The sequence below is a fragment of the Limnohabitans sp. DCL3 genome, from assembly GCF_048019295.1.
Taxonomy (GTDB): Bacteria; Pseudomonadota; Gammaproteobacteria; order Burkholderiales; family Burkholderiaceae_C; genus Limnohabitans_A.
On the sequence record NZ_CP171842.1, the window covers coordinates 2,002,358 to 2,020,609 of the forward strand.

The 18,252-nt window shown below is 59.8% G+C and carries 16 protein-coding genes; 12 read left to right on the plus strand and 4 right to left on the minus strand.

The window, feature by feature from the left end:
• Positions 1–52 precede the first annotated feature (52 nt).
• From ACHEXK_RS09110 to ACHEXK_RS09120, 3 genes are read left to right on the plus strand one after another with little or no spacing between them, the layout of a single operon-like run.
• Positions 53–1,786 (plus strand): hypothetical protein, encoded by a 1,734-nt coding sequence (locus ACHEXK_RS09110; RefSeq protein ID WP_416545426.1) that lies wholly within the window; start codon positions 53–55, stop codon positions 1,784–1,786.
• Positions 1,787–1,789: 3 nt separating this feature from the next.
• The gene (locus ACHEXK_RS09115; RefSeq protein WP_416545428.1) at positions 1,790–3,151 is read left to right on the plus strand and encodes an MATE family efflux transporter; all 1,362 of its coding nucleotides are present in this window, start codon (positions 1,790–1,792) and stop codon (positions 3,149–3,151) included.
• A 36-nt stretch (positions 3,152–3,187) separates the two neighbouring features.
• Entirely contained in the window at positions 3,188–3,490 is a 303-nt protein-coding gene (locus tag ACHEXK_RS09120) for an antibiotic biosynthesis monooxygenase family protein (RefSeq protein WP_416545430.1), read from the plus strand.
• Positions 3,491–3,508: 18 nt separating this feature from the next.
• On the opposite strand, the gene ACHEXK_RS09125 is transcribed toward ACHEXK_RS09120, so the two are convergent.
• The gene (locus ACHEXK_RS09125; RefSeq protein WP_416545432.1) at positions 3,509–3,946 is read right to left on the minus strand and encodes a MarR family winged helix-turn-helix transcriptional regulator; all 438 of its coding nucleotides are present in this window, start codon (positions 3,944–3,946) and stop codon (positions 3,509–3,511) included.
• A gap of 169 nt (positions 3,947–4,115) precedes the next feature.
• Between ACHEXK_RS09125 and ACHEXK_RS09130 the strand changes: the two genes are divergently transcribed.
• From ACHEXK_RS09130 to ACHEXK_RS09155, 6 genes are all read left to right on the plus strand, one after another.
• Positions 4,116–4,814 carry a fumarylacetoacetate hydrolase family protein gene (locus ACHEXK_RS09130; RefSeq protein WP_416545434.1) on the plus strand — a complete coding sequence of 233 codons (699 nt, stop codon included), beginning with the start codon at positions 4,116–4,118 and terminating at the stop codon, positions 4,812–4,814.
• Between the two features lie 146 nt (positions 4,815–4,960).
• Positions 4,961–5,992, plus strand: coding sequence for a TRAP transporter substrate-binding protein (locus ACHEXK_RS09135; RefSeq protein ID WP_416545436.1), 1,032 nt, complete (start codon positions 4,961–4,963; stop codon positions 5,990–5,992).
• A gap of 139 nt (positions 5,993–6,131) precedes the next feature.
• Positions 6,132–6,620: a TRAP transporter small permease gene (locus ACHEXK_RS09140; protein WP_416545438.1), complete on the plus strand. Its 489-nt coding sequence runs from the start codon at positions 6,132–6,134 to the stop codon at positions 6,618–6,620.
• Positions 6,617–7,933 carry a TRAP transporter large permease gene (locus ACHEXK_RS09145; protein WP_416545440.1) on the plus strand — a complete coding sequence of 439 codons (1,317 nt, stop codon included), beginning with the start codon at positions 6,617–6,619 and terminating at the stop codon, positions 7,931–7,933. Before ACHEXK_RS09140 ends, ACHEXK_RS09145 begins: the two co-directional genes overlap by 4 nt.
• A gap of 117 nt (positions 7,934–8,050) precedes the next feature.
• Positions 8,051–8,596 carry an NUDIX hydrolase gene (locus tag ACHEXK_RS09150; RefSeq protein WP_416545442.1) on the plus strand — a complete coding sequence of 182 codons (546 nt, stop codon included), beginning with the start codon at positions 8,051–8,053 and terminating at the stop codon, positions 8,594–8,596.
• A gap of 85 nt (positions 8,597–8,681) precedes the next feature.
• Entirely contained in the window at positions 8,682–8,921 is a 240-nt protein-coding gene (locus tag ACHEXK_RS09155) for a hypothetical protein (protein ID WP_416545444.1), read from the plus strand.
• 124 nt (positions 8,922–9,045) lie between these two features.
• Here the strand turns inward: ACHEXK_RS09155 and ACHEXK_RS09160 are convergent, their stop codons facing one another.
• Positions 9,046–10,704, minus strand: a complete 1,659-nt coding sequence (locus ACHEXK_RS09160) for an acyl-CoA synthetase (protein ID WP_416545446.1) — start codon at positions 10,702–10,704, stop codon at positions 9,046–9,048.
• Positions 10,705–10,838: 134 nt separating this feature from the next.
• On the opposite strand from ACHEXK_RS09160, the gene dnaG reads away from it, so the two are divergent.
• A complete protein-coding gene (gene dnaG / locus ACHEXK_RS09165) occupies positions 10,839–12,980 on the plus strand; it encodes a DNA primase (protein ID WP_416545448.1) in 2,142 nt (713 codons plus the stop codon).
• Between the two features lie 21 nt (positions 12,981–13,001).
• Here the strand turns inward: dnaG and cysE are convergent, their stop codons facing one another.
• Both cysE and ACHEXK_RS09175 read right to left on the minus strand, forming a co-directional pair.
• Complete coding sequence (gene cysE, locus ACHEXK_RS09170) at positions 13,002–13,769, minus strand: serine O-acetyltransferase (protein ID WP_416545450.1); 768 nt, start codon at positions 13,767–13,769, stop codon at positions 13,002–13,004.
• Between the two features lie 11 nt (positions 13,770–13,780).
• The gene (locus ACHEXK_RS09175; protein WP_416545452.1) at positions 13,781–14,512 is read right to left on the minus strand and encodes an RNA methyltransferase; all 732 of its coding nucleotides are present in this window, start codon (positions 14,510–14,512) and stop codon (positions 13,781–13,783) included.
• Positions 14,513–14,661: 149 nt separating this feature from the next.
• Between ACHEXK_RS09175 and ACHEXK_RS09180 the strand changes: the two genes are divergently transcribed.
• A complete protein-coding gene (locus ACHEXK_RS09180) occupies positions 14,662–15,612 on the plus strand; it encodes an inositol monophosphatase family protein (protein WP_416545454.1) in 951 nt (316 codons plus the stop codon).
• Between the two features lie 3 nt (positions 15,613–15,615).
• Positions 15,616–18,252: a DNA mismatch repair protein MutS gene (gene mutS / locus ACHEXK_RS09185; RefSeq protein ID WP_416545456.1), complete on the plus strand. Its 2,637-nt coding sequence runs from the start codon at positions 15,616–15,618 to the stop codon at positions 18,250–18,252.

Here is an 18,252-nt window from a genome sequence, read left to right on the forward strand (position 1 = left end):
CAGGGTTTTGGCGACACCCGAATGCCGCTTTGAACTGATATCTTTTGTCCTTGTGAACCCACCCACTCCCGCCATCGTTGCCCAAAGTGCTGTACGCAGACTGCCGCGTCTGTATTTGCTGCTGCTTTGCGCTGCCTATGTCTTGCCCGGTTTTCTGGCACGTTCGCCCTGGAAATCCCAGGACATCGAAGCCTTGGGCTACATGTTGCAAATGGCGTATCCGGGCAAGGGGGATTCATTCAGTTGGCTCAAACCCACCTTGCTGGGCAGCCCCGACACCAACCTGGCTTTGCTGCCTTACTGGCTGGGTGCCCTGTTCATTCGACTGGCCCCTGCGGGTTGGGAGGACCTGTTTGCCAGACTGCCGTTCATGGGCATGCTGATCGCGACTTTGGCTTCAACCTGGTACGCCGTGCATGCGCTGACCCGACATCCAGCGGCCCAACCCGTGAGTTTTGCATTTGGTGGGGAAGCCAAACCGACCGACTACGCCAGAGCCATGGCCGACGGGGGATTGCTGGCCCTTATCGCGTGTTTGGGTTTGGCGCAGCTTTCGCACGAGACCACGCCTGCACTGAGTCAGTTGTGTTTTGCCGCCTTGCTCTTTTTTGGCTTGGCAAGTTGGGCCAGGTACCGTGTTCGCAGCGCTGCTGCCGTCACCGTCGGCATGCTGGGATTGACCCTGTCGGGCGCCCCCACTTTGGCCCTGCTTTTGGGACTTGGGGGTGCGGCCATCTGCGCTGTGGGTGTGCCCGACCCTTCCCAGCGCCGCATGAGCATGCTCGATTTAGGCATGCTGGCTTTGGTCTTGCTCCTGTGCGTGACCACGGCGGGCGCACTGGATTTGTGGCGTTGGCGGGTGGTGCCGCACACCCTGTTGGATCTGCACAGACTGGCCAAATTGCTGGCTTGGTTCACCTGGCCAGCTTGGCCATTGGCACTGTGGTCTGTCTGGCGCTGGCGCAGTCAGCTCTCACGTGCTTGGCGCTATCCCCATCTGGGTTTGCCCATTTGGTTCGCAACAGTGACCGTGGGCGCCACCTGGTTCACGGGCATGTCTGACCGGGCGCTGTTGACTTCCTTGCCAGCCATTGCCACCTTGGCAGCCTTGGCTCTGCCAACGCTCAAGCGCAGCTTGGGGGCCTTGATCGATTGGTTCACCTTGGCATTTTTCAGCCTTTGCGCCTTGGCGATTTGGGTCGTTTGGATGGCCATGCAAACGGGCACTCCAGCCAAACCTGCCGCCAATGTGGCTCGTCTGGCGCCCGAATTTTCCCCGGCGTTTTCGCTGGCAGCATTCGTCTTGGCGCTGGCAGCGACCTTGGGCTGGGCGGGACTGGTCAGGTGGCGTACAGGTCACCACCGATCAGCCCTCTGGAAAAGCATGGTGTTACCCGCGGCAGGCGCGGCACTGTGCTGGCTGCTGCTCACCACTTTGTGGCTGCCCTTGGTGGACTATGCTCGAAGTTATCGCCCATTGATGGCCAAAGTCAGCCTGGCCACCGATGGCAGCGCGTGCTACCAATATGCGGGGCTCAACAAAGCCCAAGGTGCCGCGCTGATTCACCATACGAAGGCGCGGTTGCGGCCTATGCAAACACCGCAAACAGACTGCCAATGGCTCATCGTTGACAAGGTCCATTTGCCTTTGTTGTCGGCCAAAGTGCAGTCCTTGGGTTGGGTTGAACAAACAGCCATCAAAAGGCCCACCGACAAAAGCGAGACATGGGTTGTTTTCCGCCCGGCTCAGGCGCTGAATGCGTCCACGGCGACAAGCTCGCGTTAAGGCATGTCCGAGCTGCGCGTCATCGCCCGCCATGCCGGCACGGTGCTGGTCGGTCAACTCGCCGTCATGTCGTTCGGCATTGCCGACACCTTGATCGCCGGTCGTTACAGCCCACAGGCCTTGGCTGTTTTGGCTTTGGCCTCGTCCATTTACATCAGTATTTATGTGGCGTTGAATGGCCTGATTCAAGCCTTGTTGCCCGTTTGGGCCGAACTGCATGGGGCTGGGCGAGCTGCGGAACTGGGGCGCTCGGTCAGGCAAGCGCTTTACATCGCCGGCGGTGCTGCGGTCCTGGGCATCAGTGGGTTGTGGTTTCCAGACCTGTGGCTGTCGGTCACTGAAGTGCCCGAAGAACTGTGGCCTGACGTGCGCGCCTATTTGCGGATCTTGGCTGTGGCATTGCTGCCTTCATTGCTGTTTCGACTGTACAGCACGCTCAACCAAAGTTTGGGCCATCCGCGCTTGGTCACCTGGTTACAAGCTGGCGCCTTGTTGGTCAAAGTTCCTCTGTCCTATACCCTGACGTTTGGCGGTGCCGGCTTCACTGGCCTGGGTGTTGTCGGCTGCGCGTGGGCCACCTTGGTGGTCAACGCCCTCATGATGCTGGCGGGCCTTTGGCTGGTGCGCACGCAAGACTTGTACGAACCCTACCGTTTATGGCGAAGACCTGAAAAACCCGATGGATCGGTGCTGCGCCAATTTTTGGCGCTGGGTGTGCCGGCCGGTTTGTCCATCATGGTGGAGGTGACCTCATTCACCCTGATGGCTTTGTTCATTGCACGTTTGGGGGCGGTGGCCTTGGCCAGTCACCAGATCGCGGCGAGTTTGGCTGCGGTGCTCTACATGGTGCCATTGGCATTGGGTATCGCCAGCAGCGCACGCACGGGTTATTGGTTGGGCGCGGGCCAGGCCCACAAAGCGCGGCGCGCCGCATTTTTGGGCATGGGCTTGGCCACAGGCGCCGCTTTGCTGGGTGCGGGGCTCTTGGTGCTTGGCCGGCAAGCGCTGGCCCAGTTCTTCAGCCAAGACCCCCATGTGGTCCAAGCAGCCACTGTGTGGCTGGGTTGGGTGGCGCTGTACCACCTTGCCGATGCGGTGCAAGCGGTCTGCGCCTACCTGCTGCGCTGCTACCGCATCACCTTGATGCCCTTGCTGATCTACACCGCCCTGCTTTGGGGTGTGGGTTTGTACGGCGGCTATGTGTTGGCCTATGAGGGCGTGGCGTGGGCAGGCTGGCCCCAGCGTGCCCGTGTGGACACCTTTTGGATGACCAGCACCGCTGCCTTGGCCTTGGTGTCGCTGCTGTTCACGGGCATGGTCTGGCGTGCCTCGCGTTTGACAGATTCATCGCCCAAGATGCATTAAGGTAGAGTTTTCAATTCCTCAGACATAAAGTTTGCCATGATTCTCGAACTCGCCGACATCCGCATTCACCCCGGTCAACAAGCCGCATTTGAAAAAGCCATCGAACTGGGCTTGAACACCGTGGCCTGCAAGGCCAAGGGATTTCAAGGCGGCAAAGTCAATCGGGGCATCGAAAATCCTGAACGCTACATCCTGCAGATTTTCTGGGACACGCTGGAGGACCACACCGTAGGTTTCCGCCAGTCACCCCTGTTCGTGGAATGGCGTGCCATCGTCGGCCCATTTTTCGCAGCACCGCCTCAGGTGGAGCACTTTGAGCTGAGTCTCAAATCGGCTTGAGAAGCGCCGGTGCCGGGGTCAAGCGGCCTCGTGCCGTGCGACCAAAAGGCCTAACAAGTGCATGAACTGCACCTGCTCTGGTGCTGACAGCGGGGACAAAATGTCCGCTTGAACGGCCGCCACCGCTGTGAGCATGCCCGACAAGGCCGATTGCCCTTCAGAAGTCAACACCAACAGTTTTCGCCTGCGGTCCACTTTGTCTGCGCGCCGTTCCACCCACCCTTTGCTCTCCAAGCGGCCAATCACCGACCCCGATGTCGCTGGATCAAATGCCACCCGATTGGCCAAAGTGATTTGGTCCACACCTGGGCTGTCCATCAGCGCGTTCAAGATGGCGAATTGAACGGGTGTGACGTCGGCAGCAGCCAAGTGCGTGTGGAAAACGGCCACAGAAATTTGGTGCGCGCGTCGGATCAGATGCCCAGGGGCAGCGGCCACATCAAAACTGTGATTCATTTCCCGGTTTCTCCATCCAAAGCAGGGTTATCACCAGTCGTCGCACTGGCCTGGACTTCTATAGTAAGCCCACTTAAGGGTGTTGCCATTTTGCCGCTGCTGGCGCAAGTTCAGCCGAGCGGACTTTGGCAAGATGCGCAAGTTTATTTTTTACCGTTGAAAGAGATTCATGAGTTTTTTGTTTCCGCCAGCACCCACCGTCTCAGTTGGCATTGTGGGCCAAACAAACCGCTTCCCAGTTCACCGCGTTTACTGTGTCGGGCGCAATTACGAAGAGCACGCCAAAGAAATGGGCTTCACCGGCCGTGAGCCGCCCTTCTTCTTTCTCAAGCCAGCAGACAGCCTGGTGGTGGTGGAAGCCGGCCAAACCGGCACCATGCCCTACCCCAGCCTCACCCACAATTTGCACCACGAAATTGAATTGGTGGTGGCCATTGGCCAAGGCGGACGCAACATCCTCGCAGCCGATGCGGCCAAGCACATTTATGGCTATGCCGTGGGCTTGGACATGACGCGCCGTGACCTGCAAAACGAGATGAAAAAACAAGGGCGCCCCTGGTGCATAGGCAAAGCCTTTGACCACTCGGCCCCCATTGGCCCCATCACGCCCCAGGCACAAGCCGGTGATGTGAACCAGGCCGACATCAGCCTCCAAGTCAACGGGACTGACCGCCAACGCAGCAATGTGGCCAAGCTCATTTGGAACGTGGCCGAAACCATTGAGCACCTGTCGGCAGCGTGGGAGCTGCAGCCCGGCGACCTCATTTACACCGGCACCCCAGAAGGTGTGGCCGCTGTGGTGGCTGGCGATTGGCTGGTGGGTGAAGTCGCGGGATTGGGTTCACTCCAAATCAAGATCACACCATGAACCAAAGTGCACTATTCTCACAAATAATGGTGTTTACCCTTAGATGCAAGAAAAAATCTTGCAACATAATGCATCCAGTCTGAAATTAACCGACCGAGCGGTTGATTTATGATTTCAATTTGACACCTCATTCAGGAGACCTTTTGATGAAAAAAATCTGGCAATACACCGCTTTGGCAGCGGGCATGATGGCGTTCGGTTTGGGCGCTCAAGCCCAAACCATCACACTCAAAGTCCACCACTTCTTGGGCCCGCAAACCATCCAGCACACCACCATGCTGGGCGAATGGTGCAAGAACATCGCTCGCGACTCCAAAGACCGTCTGAAGTGCGATATTTTCCCAGCCATGCAGCTGGGCGGCACACCGGTGCAACTGTATGAACAAGCACGCGACGGTGTTGTTGACGTGGCCTGGACACTGCAAGCCTACACACCCAAGTTGGCCAAACTCGAAGTGTTCGAGTTGCCCTTCATGATGACCAATGCCGAAGCCACGAGCCGTGCGGCATGGGACTATGCCCAAAAATATGTCCAAGACGACTACAAAGATGTGAAGATGCTGGCCATCCATGTACACGGCCCAGGCAACATCTACACCAAGTCCAAAGCCGTGCAAACCATGGCCGACCTGAAAGGCTTGAAAGTGCGTGCCCCAACACGCCAAGTCAACAAAATGGTGGCCATGATGGGTGCGACCCCAGTGGCCATGCCTGTGCCGCAAGTGCCTGAGGCTTTGTCCAAGGGCGTGATCGACGGTGCCGTGATTCCTTACGAAGTGGCCCCCGGCCTGAAGGTCAACGAATTGACCAACTTCACCGCCGAAACCGACCGCAGCTACAACGCGCTGTACACCACGGTGTTTGTGGTTCCCATGAACAAGGCCAAATACGATTCACTGCCTGCTGATCTGAAGGCGGTCATCGACAAGAACTCCGGTCGGGAATTGTCGGCCTTCATGGGCAAAACCCAAGCGGGCCATGACATGGTCGGTAAGAAAGTGTTTGAAGCTTCGAGCAACCAAAAAATCAGCATCATCCCCAAAGCCGAGCTCGAAAAATGGAAAAAAGCCACTGACGCTTTGGATGATGCTTGGGTGGCCGAGATGACTGGCAAAGGCATGGATGGCAAGGGCATGCTCCAATCGGCCACAGACTTGATCAAGCAGTACACCAAGTAATCTGCTGAACGGCGGTCAACAGAGCAGGGGTTACCCTGCTCTTGTTTTTGGCCCTGTGGTTCGCCCTTCTTAGTGCTGCGCAAACGCCCATGTGGCCGACGGCAATCTCCAAAATTTTCCGCTGCGCGGACCTTTCCCTATGTTTTCAAATTTAATTGAGCGCCTAGCCCGGCTGTGCAGCATTTTGGGTGGTTTGGTCATGACAGGCCTGATGCTGATGACTTGCTACAGCCTAGTGGGTCGCAACTTCTTTGATTCTGCGCTGATCGGCGACTTCGAACTGACGGGTGTGGGCGCAGGTGCCGCCATTGCGCTGTTCATGCCCCTTTGCCAACTCAAACGAGAAAACATCATCGTGGACTTTTTCACGGCCAAATGCAGTGAAAATTTCAACAACGGACTTGACCGTATGGGAGATGTCCTGATGACTTTGATTTTTGGATTGTTGTCTTGGCGCTGCGGCGCTGCCGCCATCAATGCCAAAGAAACCATGGGCGCCTCCATGCTGCTGGGCTTTCCTGATTGGATCGTATTCACCAGCATGAGCATTCCTTTTGGCATCACCGCCCTGATTGCACTCATGCAAGCGCTCTCTCAAATTGACCACAACGATGAGGCCGCAGCATGACCCCCATACAACTGGCCTTGATGATTTTCGGCATCATGCTGCTGCTCATGGTGGTGCGCGTGCCCATCGCCGGTGCAATGTTTCTGGCGGGCACTGCGGGTTTCATTTTGCAAACCGGCATTCAGCCATTTTTGAATTTCTTGAACAACTTGGCTTTCGCCCGATTGGCCAATTACGACCTGTCGGTGATTCCCTTGTTCATCTTGATGGGCCACTTTGCTACCCAAGGCGGCATCAGCAAAGCATTGTTTCAATTTGCGGCAGCGGTGATGGGCCGATTCAAAGGTGGTTTGGCCATGGGCGCGGTGTTGGCTTGTGGCGCCTTCGGCGCCATTTGCGGCTCCTCGGTGGCCACTGCGGCCACCATCACAGGTGTGGCTTTGCCTGAAATGAAGCGCCATGGCTATTCCGGTCGTTTGGCCACAGGCACATTGGCAGCGGGTGGCACATTGGGTATTTTGATCCCGCCCTCGGTTCCCTTGGTGATTTATGCGATCTTGACCGAGCAAAACATCGCCAAACTCTTTGCCGCTGCGATGATGCCAGGCATCATCGCCATGGTCGGTTACATGATCGCCATCGCCATTTATGTTCGATGGGTACCCGGGCAAGCCCCCGATCAGGAAGATCGCGAGCGACTGTCTTTTGAATCGCTCAAAGGGATTTTGCCGATTGCCAGCATTTTCGTGATTGTGTTTGGCGGCATTTACGCAGGCTTCTTCACACCCACCGAAGGTGCAGCTGTGGGGGCAGCCTCCACATTTTTGGCGGCCCTGCTCAAGCAAGAGTTGACTTGGAAAAAGTTCATCCAGTGCTTCCACTCCACCGCCATCAGCTCGGCCATGATCTTCATGATCTTCATGGGCGCGGATGTGATGAACGCGTCGTTGGCGCGCACCCAAGTGCCCGCGCAATTGGCCGAAATGGTGGTGGCCATGAACTTTGCCCCCCTGATGGTCGTGGCGGGCATCTTGTTGCTTTACGTGGTGCTGGGTGCGGTGATGGACGAGTTATCCATGCTCTTGCTGACGATCCCGATCTTTTTCCCCATCATCATGAAGCTTGACTTTGGCATGACGCCCGAGCACACCGCCATTTGGTTTGGCATCATGGTGCTGATGACCGTGGGTTTTGGCATGTTGGCCCCCCCCGTCGGGCTGAACGTCTATGTGGTCAATGGGATGGCCAAGGACGTGCCGCTGAGCGAAAGTTACAAAGGCATTATGCCTTTCCTGATCAGCGACACCATCCGCACTTTGCTGCTGCTTTTTTTCCCGGGTATTTCGCTGTTTTTAATCAAGTACCTCACTTGATGTCACACAAAAAACAACGCAGCCCCCATGGCCAAAAGTCGTGGGGGCTTTTTTTCATTGGACTGGTTAGACTCTGTCCAACTTGTTCTATCCGGCTTGACGCCTAGTCCTACCAAGATGTTTGACCGTACCATCCGACACTGCCGCCAATGTGGCGCTCTGGTTGCACGCCGTTTGCCCGATGACGGCGACACCAAAGAGCGGGCCATTTGCACCGCCTGCCACACCGTGCACTACGAAAACCCCTTGAACGTGGTGGGCACCGTCCCCCATTGGGGCGACCAAGTGCTGCTGTGCAAGCGCAACATCGAACCGCGCAAAGGCAAATGGACCTTGCCCGCAGGCTTCATGGAATTGGGTGAATCCACATCACAAGGCGCAGCCCGTGAAACGACAGAAGAAGCTGGGGCGCAATTCATCATGGAAGACCTGCTGACGGTGATGAGCGTGCCCCGTGTGGGCCAGGTGCACTTGTATTACCGCGCCCGACTGACCAGCGACGTGTTTGACCCCGGGCACGAGACCATGGAAGCACGGTTGTTCAGAGAAGATGAAATTCCTTGGGATGAATTGGCCTTTCGCACCGTCAAGGAAACGCTGGAACACTACTTTGCTGACCGCCGTGCGGGATGTTTCAGAACCCACGCTTTCGACATCGCCTAAATATTTCGTAGCCTGCGCTGAAAGTGGGCTTTGGCCTTAGATAATTTGGGGGTATTTCCTTCATCGCTCTCACCAAAGGCTTCTCATGATCAAGACCATCACCGCACTTTTGGCCAGTTTGTTGGCCGCCGCCGCCATGGCCCAAACAGCTGCGCCAGCTCCCGCACCGGCGCCCACTGTAGCCCCTGCCGTGACCGCCAACCCAGCTGTGACCCCCACACCTGCACCGGCTGCCACCTCCAAAGCCGAGGCACCAGCCAAGAAAAAAGCGGCCAAAAAGACCGCCAAGAAAAGCAAGAAGTCCAAAAAGAAAGCCAAGGCCTGAGGCCATCGACACCTCATACAGCCAAGAGGACTGACCCCAGTCAGACCCCAAGCCAAGGCCACCACCAGGTGGCCTTTGTCATTGGAGCCGCAGCGCCATCAGGGCCACTGCGGTACCTGACCTGTCAAACGTCAATCGCCGCAGCCGATCCGGCCTGTTTGCGCAACTCAAACTTCTGAATCTTGCCCGTGCTGGTTTTGGGCAGCTCGCCAAACACCACGGCTCGCGGCACTTTGAATCCCGCCAAGTGCTGCTTGCAGTGCGCCACGATCTGCTCGGCTGTGACCTCGGCGTTGGCTTTCAACTCCACAAAGGCACACGGCGTCTCGCCCCAACGGGCATCGGGCTTGGCCACCACAGCGGCGGCCAGCACAGCGGGGTGGCGGTACAGCACGTCTTCCACCTCGATCGATGAAATGTTCTCCCCACCCGAGATGATGATGTCCTTGCTGCGGTCCTTGATCTTGAAGTAACCGTCGGGGTACTGCACCGCCAAGTCACCGCTATGGAACCAGCCGCCTGCAAAAGCCTCTTGCGTGGCCTTGGGGTTTTTCAAATACCCCTTCATGGTGATGTTGCCTTTGAACATGATCTCGCCCATGGTCTCGCCGTCTTGTGGCACAGGCAGCATGGTTTCGGGGTCCAGCACGCGCACGTCGCGCTGCAAGTGGTAGCGCACGCCCTGACGGGCATTCAGCCGGGCCCGCTCGCCGATGTCCAGCGCATCCCACTCGGGGTGCTTGGGACACACCGTGGCCGGGCCATAGACCTCCGTGAGGCCGTACACATGGGTCAAGTCAAACCCCATTTGCTCCATGCCCTCGATCATCGAAGCCGGGGGCGCGGCCCCAGCCACCATCGCCTTGATGCCAGCAGGCACGCCCGCCTTCATGGCGGCCGGTGCATTGACCAGCAGGCCGTGCACGATGGGCGCACCGCAGTAATGCGTGACGCCGTGGTGGCGCATGGCGTCGAACATGGCTTGCGCGTCCACCTTGCGCAAACACACGTTCACGCCCGCGCGCGCGGCCACCGTCCACGGAAAGCACCAGCCGTTGCAATGGAACATGGGCAGCGTCCACATGTAGACCGCGTGCTTGGGCATGTCCCATTCGAGGATGTTCGATATCGCGTTGGTGGCTGCGCCCCGGTGGTGGTAGACCACGCCTTTGGGGTTGCCTGTGGTGCCGCTGGTGTAGTTCAGTGCAATCGCGTCCCACTCGTTGCCGGGCAGGCTCCAAGCAAAGCTGGCGTCGCCACTGGCCACAAAGGCTTCATAAGTCACCGAGCCCAGTTTTTCGGTCGGTCCGGTGTAGAGCGCGTCCTCCACATCGATCACCAGCAAAGGGTGTGTGGACTGGCGCAGCGCCAGCGCTTTTTTCATCACCCCCGCGAACTCCGGGTCCACGATCACCGCCTTGGCCTCGCCGTGGTCCAGCATGAAGGCCACGGTCTCTGGGTCCAGCCGGGTATTGAGCGCATTGAGTACGGCGCCCACCATGGGAATGCCAAAGTGCGACTCCACCATGGGCGGCGTGTTGGGCAGCATCACCGCCACCGTGTCGTTCTTGCCAATGCCCGCCTGCGCCAGCGCACTGGCCAGCTGTCGGGTGCGGCGGTAAGTGGTGGCCCAGTCCTGGCGCACATCGCCATGCACGATGGCCAGGCGGGTCGGATACACCTCGGCTGTGCGCTCAATGAAGCTCAGGGGCGAGATCGGTGCATGGTTGGCGGGGGTCTGGGGCAAATCTTGATCGAAGATGCTGACTTTGGTTTCTGGCATGGGGGTTCCGTGAAGGCTGGCTGTTCAATGGTGAACAGTTTGCCTGAGCCGGGATAAAAATCCATGCTCGTTTGTCCCGAAACAAGTCTTTGGGCCTGCTGGGTTGGCGGGTCCTAATCAGCGAAAATAGCCCGATGGCCATCCCCCAGTCTTTCATCCAGGAGTTGCTGTCCCGCGTCGACGTGGTCGACATCGTGGGCAAGTACGTGCAGCTCAAGAAAGGCGGTGCCAACTTCATGGGCCTGTGCCCCTTCCATGGCGAAAAATCTCCCAGCTTCAGTGTCAGCCCCACCAAGCAATTTTTTCACTGTTTTGGTTGTGGCAAGAACGGCAATGCCATCGGTTTTTTGATGGAGCATGCGGGCATGACCTTCATTGAAGCGGTGAAAGACCTGGCCCAGCAAACCGGCATGCAAGTGCCCGAGGAACAACAGTCACCCGAAGACCGCGCCCGCGCCGCCGCGGCCAAAGCCAAGCAAGACAGCCTGAGCGACGTGCTGGAAAAAGCGGGCAACGCCTACCGCGATGAACTCAAATCCACGCCCCGCGCCATCGACTACCTCAAAGGCCGTGGCCTCTCGGGCCAGATCGCCAAGCGCTTTGGCCTGGGCTATGCGCCAGAGGGCTGGCGCAGTCTGGCCAGCATCTTCCCCCAATACGACGACCCGCTCTTGGCCGAATCGGGTTTGGTGATCGTCAACGAAGAAGACGGCAAGCGCTACGACCGGTTTCGGGACCGCATCATGTTCCCGATCCGCAACATCAAGGGCGAATGCATCGGTTTTGGCGGACGGGTGATTGGCAGCGGCACACCCAAGTATCTGAACTCGCCCGAAACGCCGGTGTTCCACAAAGGCCGCGAGTTGTATGGCCTGTACGAAGCCCGCGAAGCCCTGCACAGCGCCGGTTATGTGCTCGTCACCGAGGGCTATATGGATGTGGTGGCCTTGGCCCAACTGGGCTTTGCCAATTCGGTGGCCACGTTGGGCACGGCTTGCACGCCCGACCATGTGCAAAAGCTTTTCAGGTTCACCGACTCGGTGGTCTTCAGCTTTGACGGCGACAACGCAGGCCGGCGGGCCGCACGCAAGGCGCTCGATGGCGCCCTGCCCTATGCCACCGACGTGCGCAGCATCAAATTTTTGTTTTTACCCGCAGAGCACGACCCCGACAGCTACGTGCGCGAGTTTGGCCAAGTGGCTTTTGCCGAACAGATCAAACAGGCCATGCCCCTCTCGCGATTTTTGATCGAAGCGGCCAGCGCCGACTGCGACCTGCAAAGCGCCGAAGGCCGCGCCCGTCTGTCCAGTCAGGCCCGACCCTTGTGGCAGTTGCTGCCCGAAGGCGCGCTCAAACAACAACTGCTGTCAGAGCTGGCTCAACGCATACAGCTGGAGACCGCGGGCCTCGAAAAACTCTGGAACCAGCAAGCGGCCAGTGAGCAACGCTTTGCACCCGCAAGCCGAAGCCTCAACGCGCCTGCGCTTGCGCCCATGCACGCGACCAACACCACCTCGAGCCAAGCCGCCAGTGCAGGGGCGGACCCACAACACTTTGAGCCGCACTACGGCGAGCCCTTGGCCTGGGCGGGCGACAGCGCTGATGGACTCACCAACGCACCCAGTGGTGGCTATGCGAACGGTGCCTATTCCAATGGTGGGCCTGTGGGTTACGGCGGTGGCAGCGCATACGGCAACTCAGGCCAGCGCAAGACTTCCAACTGGACGCCCAACAGCAAATTCGGCAGCAGCCGATACAAACGCGACCAACCCCCGGTGTACACCGGGCCTCGCACAGTGCCCGCGAGCCGGGCCGACCATGCTGTCCGCTTGCTGCTGGGCAATATGGCCTTGTGGGAAACGCTGGCCAGCGAAGACCATGCCATGCTTTGCGCTTTGCCTGCGCCCCACGGCCCTTTGTTTGCTTGGCTAGAGTCGCAGTTTCACGAACAAGGGGCTTTGGGTTGGTCCGCCCTGCAAAGCGAAATGCAAGGCCTGACTTTTGCAGAAGATGCCAAACGCTGGATGGCCCAAGAAAACCTGGGCAACTCGCCAGGCCAAGACCCTGCAGCCCCGCCCGACCCCCAAGAAGCCCGACAGGAGCTGCGCCGCCTGCTCACCCTGTTGATGATCGACCGGCTCAAGCAGCTCGAAACCGAAGCCCTGAGCCAAGCCAGCTCCGGTCAAGACCCCGAAGCCCAACAACGCTGGCGCAGCCTGCACGAACGCCGCAAAGAACTCATGGCCGCAGCCACTGCACGGCAAGCAGCCCCCTAAAAAAACGACCTCAGGGCGAAATCACTTGTCCAACAGCTGATTGAGCTTGTCGGCCTCGAAGGTTTCGCGTGTGGCCGCGTCACCCGGCATTTGCGCTGGCTGCTGGGCGCACAGTTGCTCGAGCGCTTTCCAGATCATGGCAATCTGATGTTCTTGCCCAGCCGCATGGTCGATCAGACCACGCAGGGCTTGGCTGACCGGGTCGTCATCCTGGGTGATGCCATAGGCATTGAACTTGCGCTCGGTGCCCGACACGTCGGCACTCTCACCCACCTTTGAGGGGATGATGCGGGCCGGAATGCCCACCGCTGTGGCGCCAGCAGGAACAGGTTTGATGACCACCGCATTGCTGCCGATCTTGGCGCCGTCACCCACCTCGAAGCCGCCCAACACCTTGGCCCCTGCACTGACCACCACATCTTTGCCCAGCGTAGGGTGACGCTTGGCACCTTTGTAAAGCGACGTCCCGCCCAAAGTCACGCCTTGGTAAATCGTGCAACCATCCCCGATTTCAGCCGTCTCACCCACCACCACGCCCATGGCGTGGTCAAAAAACACGCGCTCGCCAATCTTGGCACCCGGGTGAATTTCAATACCGGTCAATCCCCGCGACACATGCGAGATGAAGCGCCCCAGCCACTTGAAGCCGTGGTTCCAGCACCAGTGCGCCCGGCGGTGCAACACCAAAGCATGCAAACCCGGGTAACAGGTGAGCACCTCCCAAGCGGTGCGCGCTGCGGGATCCCGGTCAAGGATGCATTGGATGTCGGAGCGAAGACGAGAAAACATAAGCTTTGAGTCTATCGCTTGGCACTGGCCATTTGGATCATGGCCTTGGCCACCCCGCGCAGGATGTGGATTTCTTCGGGGCTCAGATCGGCACGGTTGAACAATTGGTTCAGCCGCGGCATGAGTTTTTTGGGCGCAGCCGGGTCCAGAAAACCGACATCGGTCAACGCCTGCTCCCAATGCGTGAGCATGCCCGACACCTGCCGTGCATCGGCCTTGTCAGCGGGCGGCACCGCGTCCTGCACCGGAAAGCCACCCAAAGCGACCCGCCAGTCGTAGGCGATGACCTGAATGGCCGAGCCCAAGTTGAGCGAGCCGAACTGCGGATTCGTCGGAATCGACAGCGCCACATGGCAGCGGTAAACGTCCTCATTTTTCATGCCAAAACGCTCGGAGCCGAACAAAAAGGCCACGCATTGCTCGGGTGCACCGGGACGGGTCAGCTCGGCAAAATGCTCTCGAGGCGAGCGGGTCGGTGGACCAAAGTCGCGCGGCGTCATGGCCGTGGCGCACAAATGCGTCACACCGTCGAGCGCTTCGTCCAGGGTCTCGACCACGCGGGCTTTGGCCAGCACGTCGTTGGCCCCACTCGCGCGTTGGATGGTTTCTTCCTTGCGCAGCACATTGGGCCAGCGCGGCGCCACCAGCACCAAGTCGTCAAAACCCATGACTTTCAAGGCCCGGGCAGCAGCCCCCACATTGCCCGCATGGCTGGTTTCTATCAAGATGAATCGCGTTTGCATGCCCCGATTGTCCACGCTGAGGCTTGGCACACCCAGACCACGTCGACGCTTCATGACACCAACACGACGGGCAAGCCCGCTTTTCATGAGAAAATCACGGCATTGCCTACGCGATCGTGCGTGCGCTACACCCGTTCTTCACACAATTCATGTCGTCCAATCTCCACCCCATGCTCAACGTGGCCATCAAGGCTGCGCGCGCCGCTGGCGCCATCATCAACCGCGCGGCCCTCGACGTTGAAGCGGTACGCATCTCGCAAAAGCAGGTCAATGACTTCGTCACCGAAGTGGACCACGCCAGCGAAAAAGTCATCATCGACACCTTGCTGACCGCCTACCCCGACCACGGCATCCTGGCCGAAGAATCGGGCAGCCAGCACGGCAACCCGAACGCTGACCACATCTGGATCATCGACCCCCTGGACGGCACCACCAACTTCATCCACGGCTTCCCTGTGTACTGCGTGAGCATTGCCTTGCAAGTGCGCGGCAAGATCGAGCAAGCCGTCATTTACGACCCCACCCGCAATGACCTGTTCACCGCCACCAAGGGCCGTGGCGCCTTCATGAACGACCGCCGCCTGCGCGTGAGCAAGCGCATCCGCCTGCAGGAATGCATCATCTCCACGGGTTTCCCCTTCCGCAAAGGCGACAACTTCAACCAATACCTGCGCATGATGGGCGACGTGATGCAACGCACCGCGGGCCTGCGCCGCCCCGGTGCTGCCGCATTGGATTTGGCTTATGTGGCCGCAGGCTTCACCGATGGCTTCTTTGAAACGGGCCTCTCGCCCTGGGACGTGGCTGCAGGTTCCCTCTTGGTCACCGAAGCGGGCGGCCTGATCGGCAACTTCACAGGCGAATCCGACTTTCTGGAACAAAAAGAATGCTTGGCGGGCGCGCCTCGCATTTATGGCCAATTGGTCACGATCTTGGGCAAATACAGCAAATTTGCCAGCGCAGGCGACAAAGCCTCTGTGCGCACAGCCGTGGACAACTTGAGCCGCGAACGCACTGCGGACAGCCACGACCTGGAAGCCGATGGCCAAGAGGACCCCTTGGCTACCGACGGCGGTGAAACCAAAGACGCACCGTTCTAAGCCATGTCAGCGCTCGATTTGAGTGCCCACACCCCCATGATGGCCCAGTACCTGGGCATCAAGGCGGCGTTCCCTGACACGCTGGTGTTCTACCGCATGGGCGACTTTTACGAGTTGTTCTTCGCAGATGCCGAAAAAGCCGCTGGCCTGCTCGACATCACCTTGACACGTCGGGGCCAGTCGGCTGGGCAGCCCGTGCTGATGGCGGGGGTGCCTTTCCATTCCATGGAAACCTACCTCGCCCGCTTGATCAAGCTGGGCGAGTCGGTGGCCATCTGCGAGCAAGTGGGCGATGTGGCCTCATCCAAAGGGCCGGTGGAGCGCAAAGTGGTGCGCGTGGTCACCCCCGGCACGCTGACCGACACCGAACTGCTGTCCGACAAAAGCGAAGCGATTTTGCTGGCCGTGCATCAAGCGGGCAAAAACCGCTGCGGCTTGGCTTGGCTGAGCGTGACGCAAGGTGTGGTGTATTTGGCCGAATGCCCGCAGGACGAGCTGGCCGACTGGTTGGACCGCATCGCGCCCAGCGAACTGCTGGCCAGCGCGGGCATGACGCCCGCCTTTGAGCAAAAACTGCGCGGCCTCAAAACCGCAGGCCGGGGCAGCTGGGCTTTGGCCTTGCGGCCAGATTTTCAATTTGACGCGGGCTTGGGCCAGCGCAAATTGCTGGAACAACTGCAAGCCGCCTCGCTCGCTGCCTGGAGTGCAGACACCTTGACCGACGCGCACGCCGCCGCTGCGGCGCTGCTCACTTACGCCGAACACACCCAAGGCCGCTGCCTGCCGCATGTGCAGCGGGTGCAGGTGCAGCGCTCGGACGCGCTGATGGACCTGCCGGCCAGCACGCGACGCAACTTGGAGCTGACGCAGACTTTGCGCGGCGAAAGCGCATCCGACTCGCCCACCCTGTTTGCCCTGCTCGACACCTGCATGACCGGCATGGGCAGCCGCCTGCTCAAAAGCTGGCTGCTCAGCCCGCCGCGAAATCGGCAAGTGGCTCAGCAGCGCCTGCAAGCCCAAGCCGTTTTGCGAGGCGACAGCGGTGCAGGTGCCTGGAGCAGCCTGCGCGAACATCTCAAAGGCGCGAGCGATGTGGAACGCATCACCGCCCGCACCGCGCTGCGCCAAGTGCGCCCGCGAGAGCTGGTGGCCCTGCGCCATGCGCTGGCGCGTGCGGCTGCGCTGTCGGTACAACTGCAAGCCTTGAATCCTGAGCCCGGTACCTTGCTGGGTGGCATGGCCCGCTGGCTCACACCGCCCACGCACTGCGCCGAACTGCTGCACATGGCACTGCTCGAAGAGCCCTCTGCGCTGGTGCGCGACGGCGGCGTGATCGCCGACGGCCTGGACGCCGAGCTGGACGAGCTGCGCGGCATCCAGACCAACTGCGATGCGTTTTTGTTGGACCTGGAAACCCGCGAAAAAGAGCGCACCGGCATCGCCAACCTGCGGGTGCAGTTCAACAAAGTGCACGGCTTTTACATCGAGGTCACGCAAGGGCAACTGGACAAAGTGCCGGACGACTACCGCCGCCGCCAGACCCTGAAAAACGCCGAGCGCTTCATCACGCCCGAGCTCAAGACCTTTGAAGACAAGGCCCTGTCGGCGCAAGAACGCGCCTTGGCCCGCGAGAAGTGGCTGTACGAAGGCCTGCTCGACCAGTTGCAGCCCTTTGTGCCCGCCCTCACCGAATTGGCGCAGGCCATGGCCAGCCTGGACGTGCTGTGCGCCCTGACCGAACGCTCTTTGACGCTCAACTGGTGCGCCCCCGAATTCACCAAAGAGCCCTGCATCGAGATCCGCCAAGGCCGCCACCCGGTGGTGGAGGCACGACTGGCTGAACTGTCCGGCGCCAGCTTCATCGCCAACGACACGGTGCTGGGCAGCAAACAGCGCCTGCAGATCATCACCGGCCCCAACATGGGGGGTAAATCCACCTACATGCGCCAAGTGGCGCTGATCGTGCTCTTGGCCAGCATCGGCAGCCATGTGCCCGCCAACCGCTGTCGCCTGGGACCCATCGACGCCATCCACACCCGCATCGGCGCGGCCGACGACTTGGCCAACGCGCAATCGACCTTCATGCTGGAGATGACCGAGGCCGCGCAAATTTTGCACAGCGCCACGCCCAACAGCCTGGTGCTGATGGACGAGATCGGGCGCGGCACCTCCACCTTTGACGGCCTGGCTCTGGCCAGCGGCATCGCCACGCACCTGCACAACAAAACGCAGGCCTTTGCGCTGTTTGCCACGCACTACTTTGAGCTGACCGAGTTCCCCGCCACGCACACGGCAGCGGTGAACATGCACGTGAGCGCTGCCGAGTCGGGCGCGTCCATTGTCTTTTTGCACGAATTGCAAGCCGGCCCAGCCAGCAAGAGCTATGGCGTGCAAGTGGCACGACTGGCCGGCATGCCCGCCGCTGTGCTCAACCACGCCCGGCATGCACTCAGTGCCCTCGAAGCCGGTGCCAGCGAAAGCCGTCAGCAGGTGGACCTGTTTGCCACCCCGCCCGAATCCGAAGCCGCAGGGCCCTCGCCTGTTGAAGCGGCGCTGGCCCAGATCAACCCCGACGCGCTCAGCCCCCGCGAAGCGCTGGATGCCCTGTATGCCTTGCAGCGCCTGCTGCCCAAAAATTAA

What these genes read in the sequence shown, in the direction of transcription:
- ACHEXK_RS09125 (WP_416545432.1), bottom strand. Translation starts at nt 3,946, where the DNA reads ATGAATCACAGTTTTGATGTGGCCGCTGCCCCTGGGCATCTGATCCGA.
- mutS (WP_416545456.1), top strand. Translation starts at nt 15,616, where the DNA reads ATGTCAGCGCTCGATTTGAGTGCCCACACCCCCATGATGGCCCAGTAC.
- ACHEXK_RS09180 (WP_416545454.1), top strand. Translation starts at nt 14,662, where the DNA reads ATGTCGTCCAATCTCCACCCCATGCTCAACGTGGCCATCAAGGCTGCG.
- ACHEXK_RS09160 (WP_416545446.1), bottom strand. Translation starts at nt 10,704, where the DNA reads ATGCCAGAAACCAAAGTCAGCATCTTCGATCAAGATTTGCCCCAGACC.
- ACHEXK_RS09155 (WP_416545444.1), top strand. Translation starts at nt 8,682, where the DNA reads ATGATCAAGACCATCACCGCACTTTTGGCCAGTTTGTTGGCCGCCGCC.
- dnaG (WP_416545448.1), top strand. Translation starts at nt 10,839, where the DNA reads ATGGCCATCCCCCAGTCTTTCATCCAGGAGTTGCTGTCCCGCGTCGAC.
- ACHEXK_RS09130 (WP_416545434.1), top strand. Translation starts at nt 4,116, where the DNA reads ATGAGTTTTTTGTTTCCGCCAGCACCCACCGTCTCAGTTGGCATTGTG.
- ACHEXK_RS09175 (WP_416545452.1), bottom strand. Translation starts at nt 14,512, where the DNA reads ATGCAAACGCGATTCATCTTGATAGAAACCAGCCATGCGGGCAATGTG.
- ACHEXK_RS09145 (WP_416545440.1), top strand. Translation starts at nt 6,617, where the DNA reads ATGACCCCCATACAACTGGCCTTGATGATTTTCGGCATCATGCTGCTG.
- cysE (WP_416545450.1), bottom strand. Translation starts at nt 13,769, where the DNA reads ATGTTTTCTCGTCTTCGCTCCGACATCCAATGCATCCTTGACCGGGAT.
- ACHEXK_RS09150 (WP_416545442.1), top strand. Translation starts at nt 8,051, where the DNA reads ATGTTTGACCGTACCATCCGACACTGCCGCCAATGTGGCGCTCTGGTT.
- ACHEXK_RS09115 (WP_416545428.1), top strand. Translation starts at nt 1,790, where the DNA reads ATGTCCGAGCTGCGCGTCATCGCCCGCCATGCCGGCACGGTGCTGGTC.
- ACHEXK_RS09140 (WP_416545438.1), top strand. Translation starts at nt 6,132, where the DNA reads ATGTTTTCAAATTTAATTGAGCGCCTAGCCCGGCTGTGCAGCATTTTG.
- ACHEXK_RS09120 (WP_416545430.1), top strand. Translation starts at nt 3,188, where the DNA reads ATGATTCTCGAACTCGCCGACATCCGCATTCACCCCGGTCAACAAGCC.
- ACHEXK_RS09135 (WP_416545436.1), top strand. Translation starts at nt 4,961, where the DNA reads ATGAAAAAAATCTGGCAATACACCGCTTTGGCAGCGGGCATGATGGCG.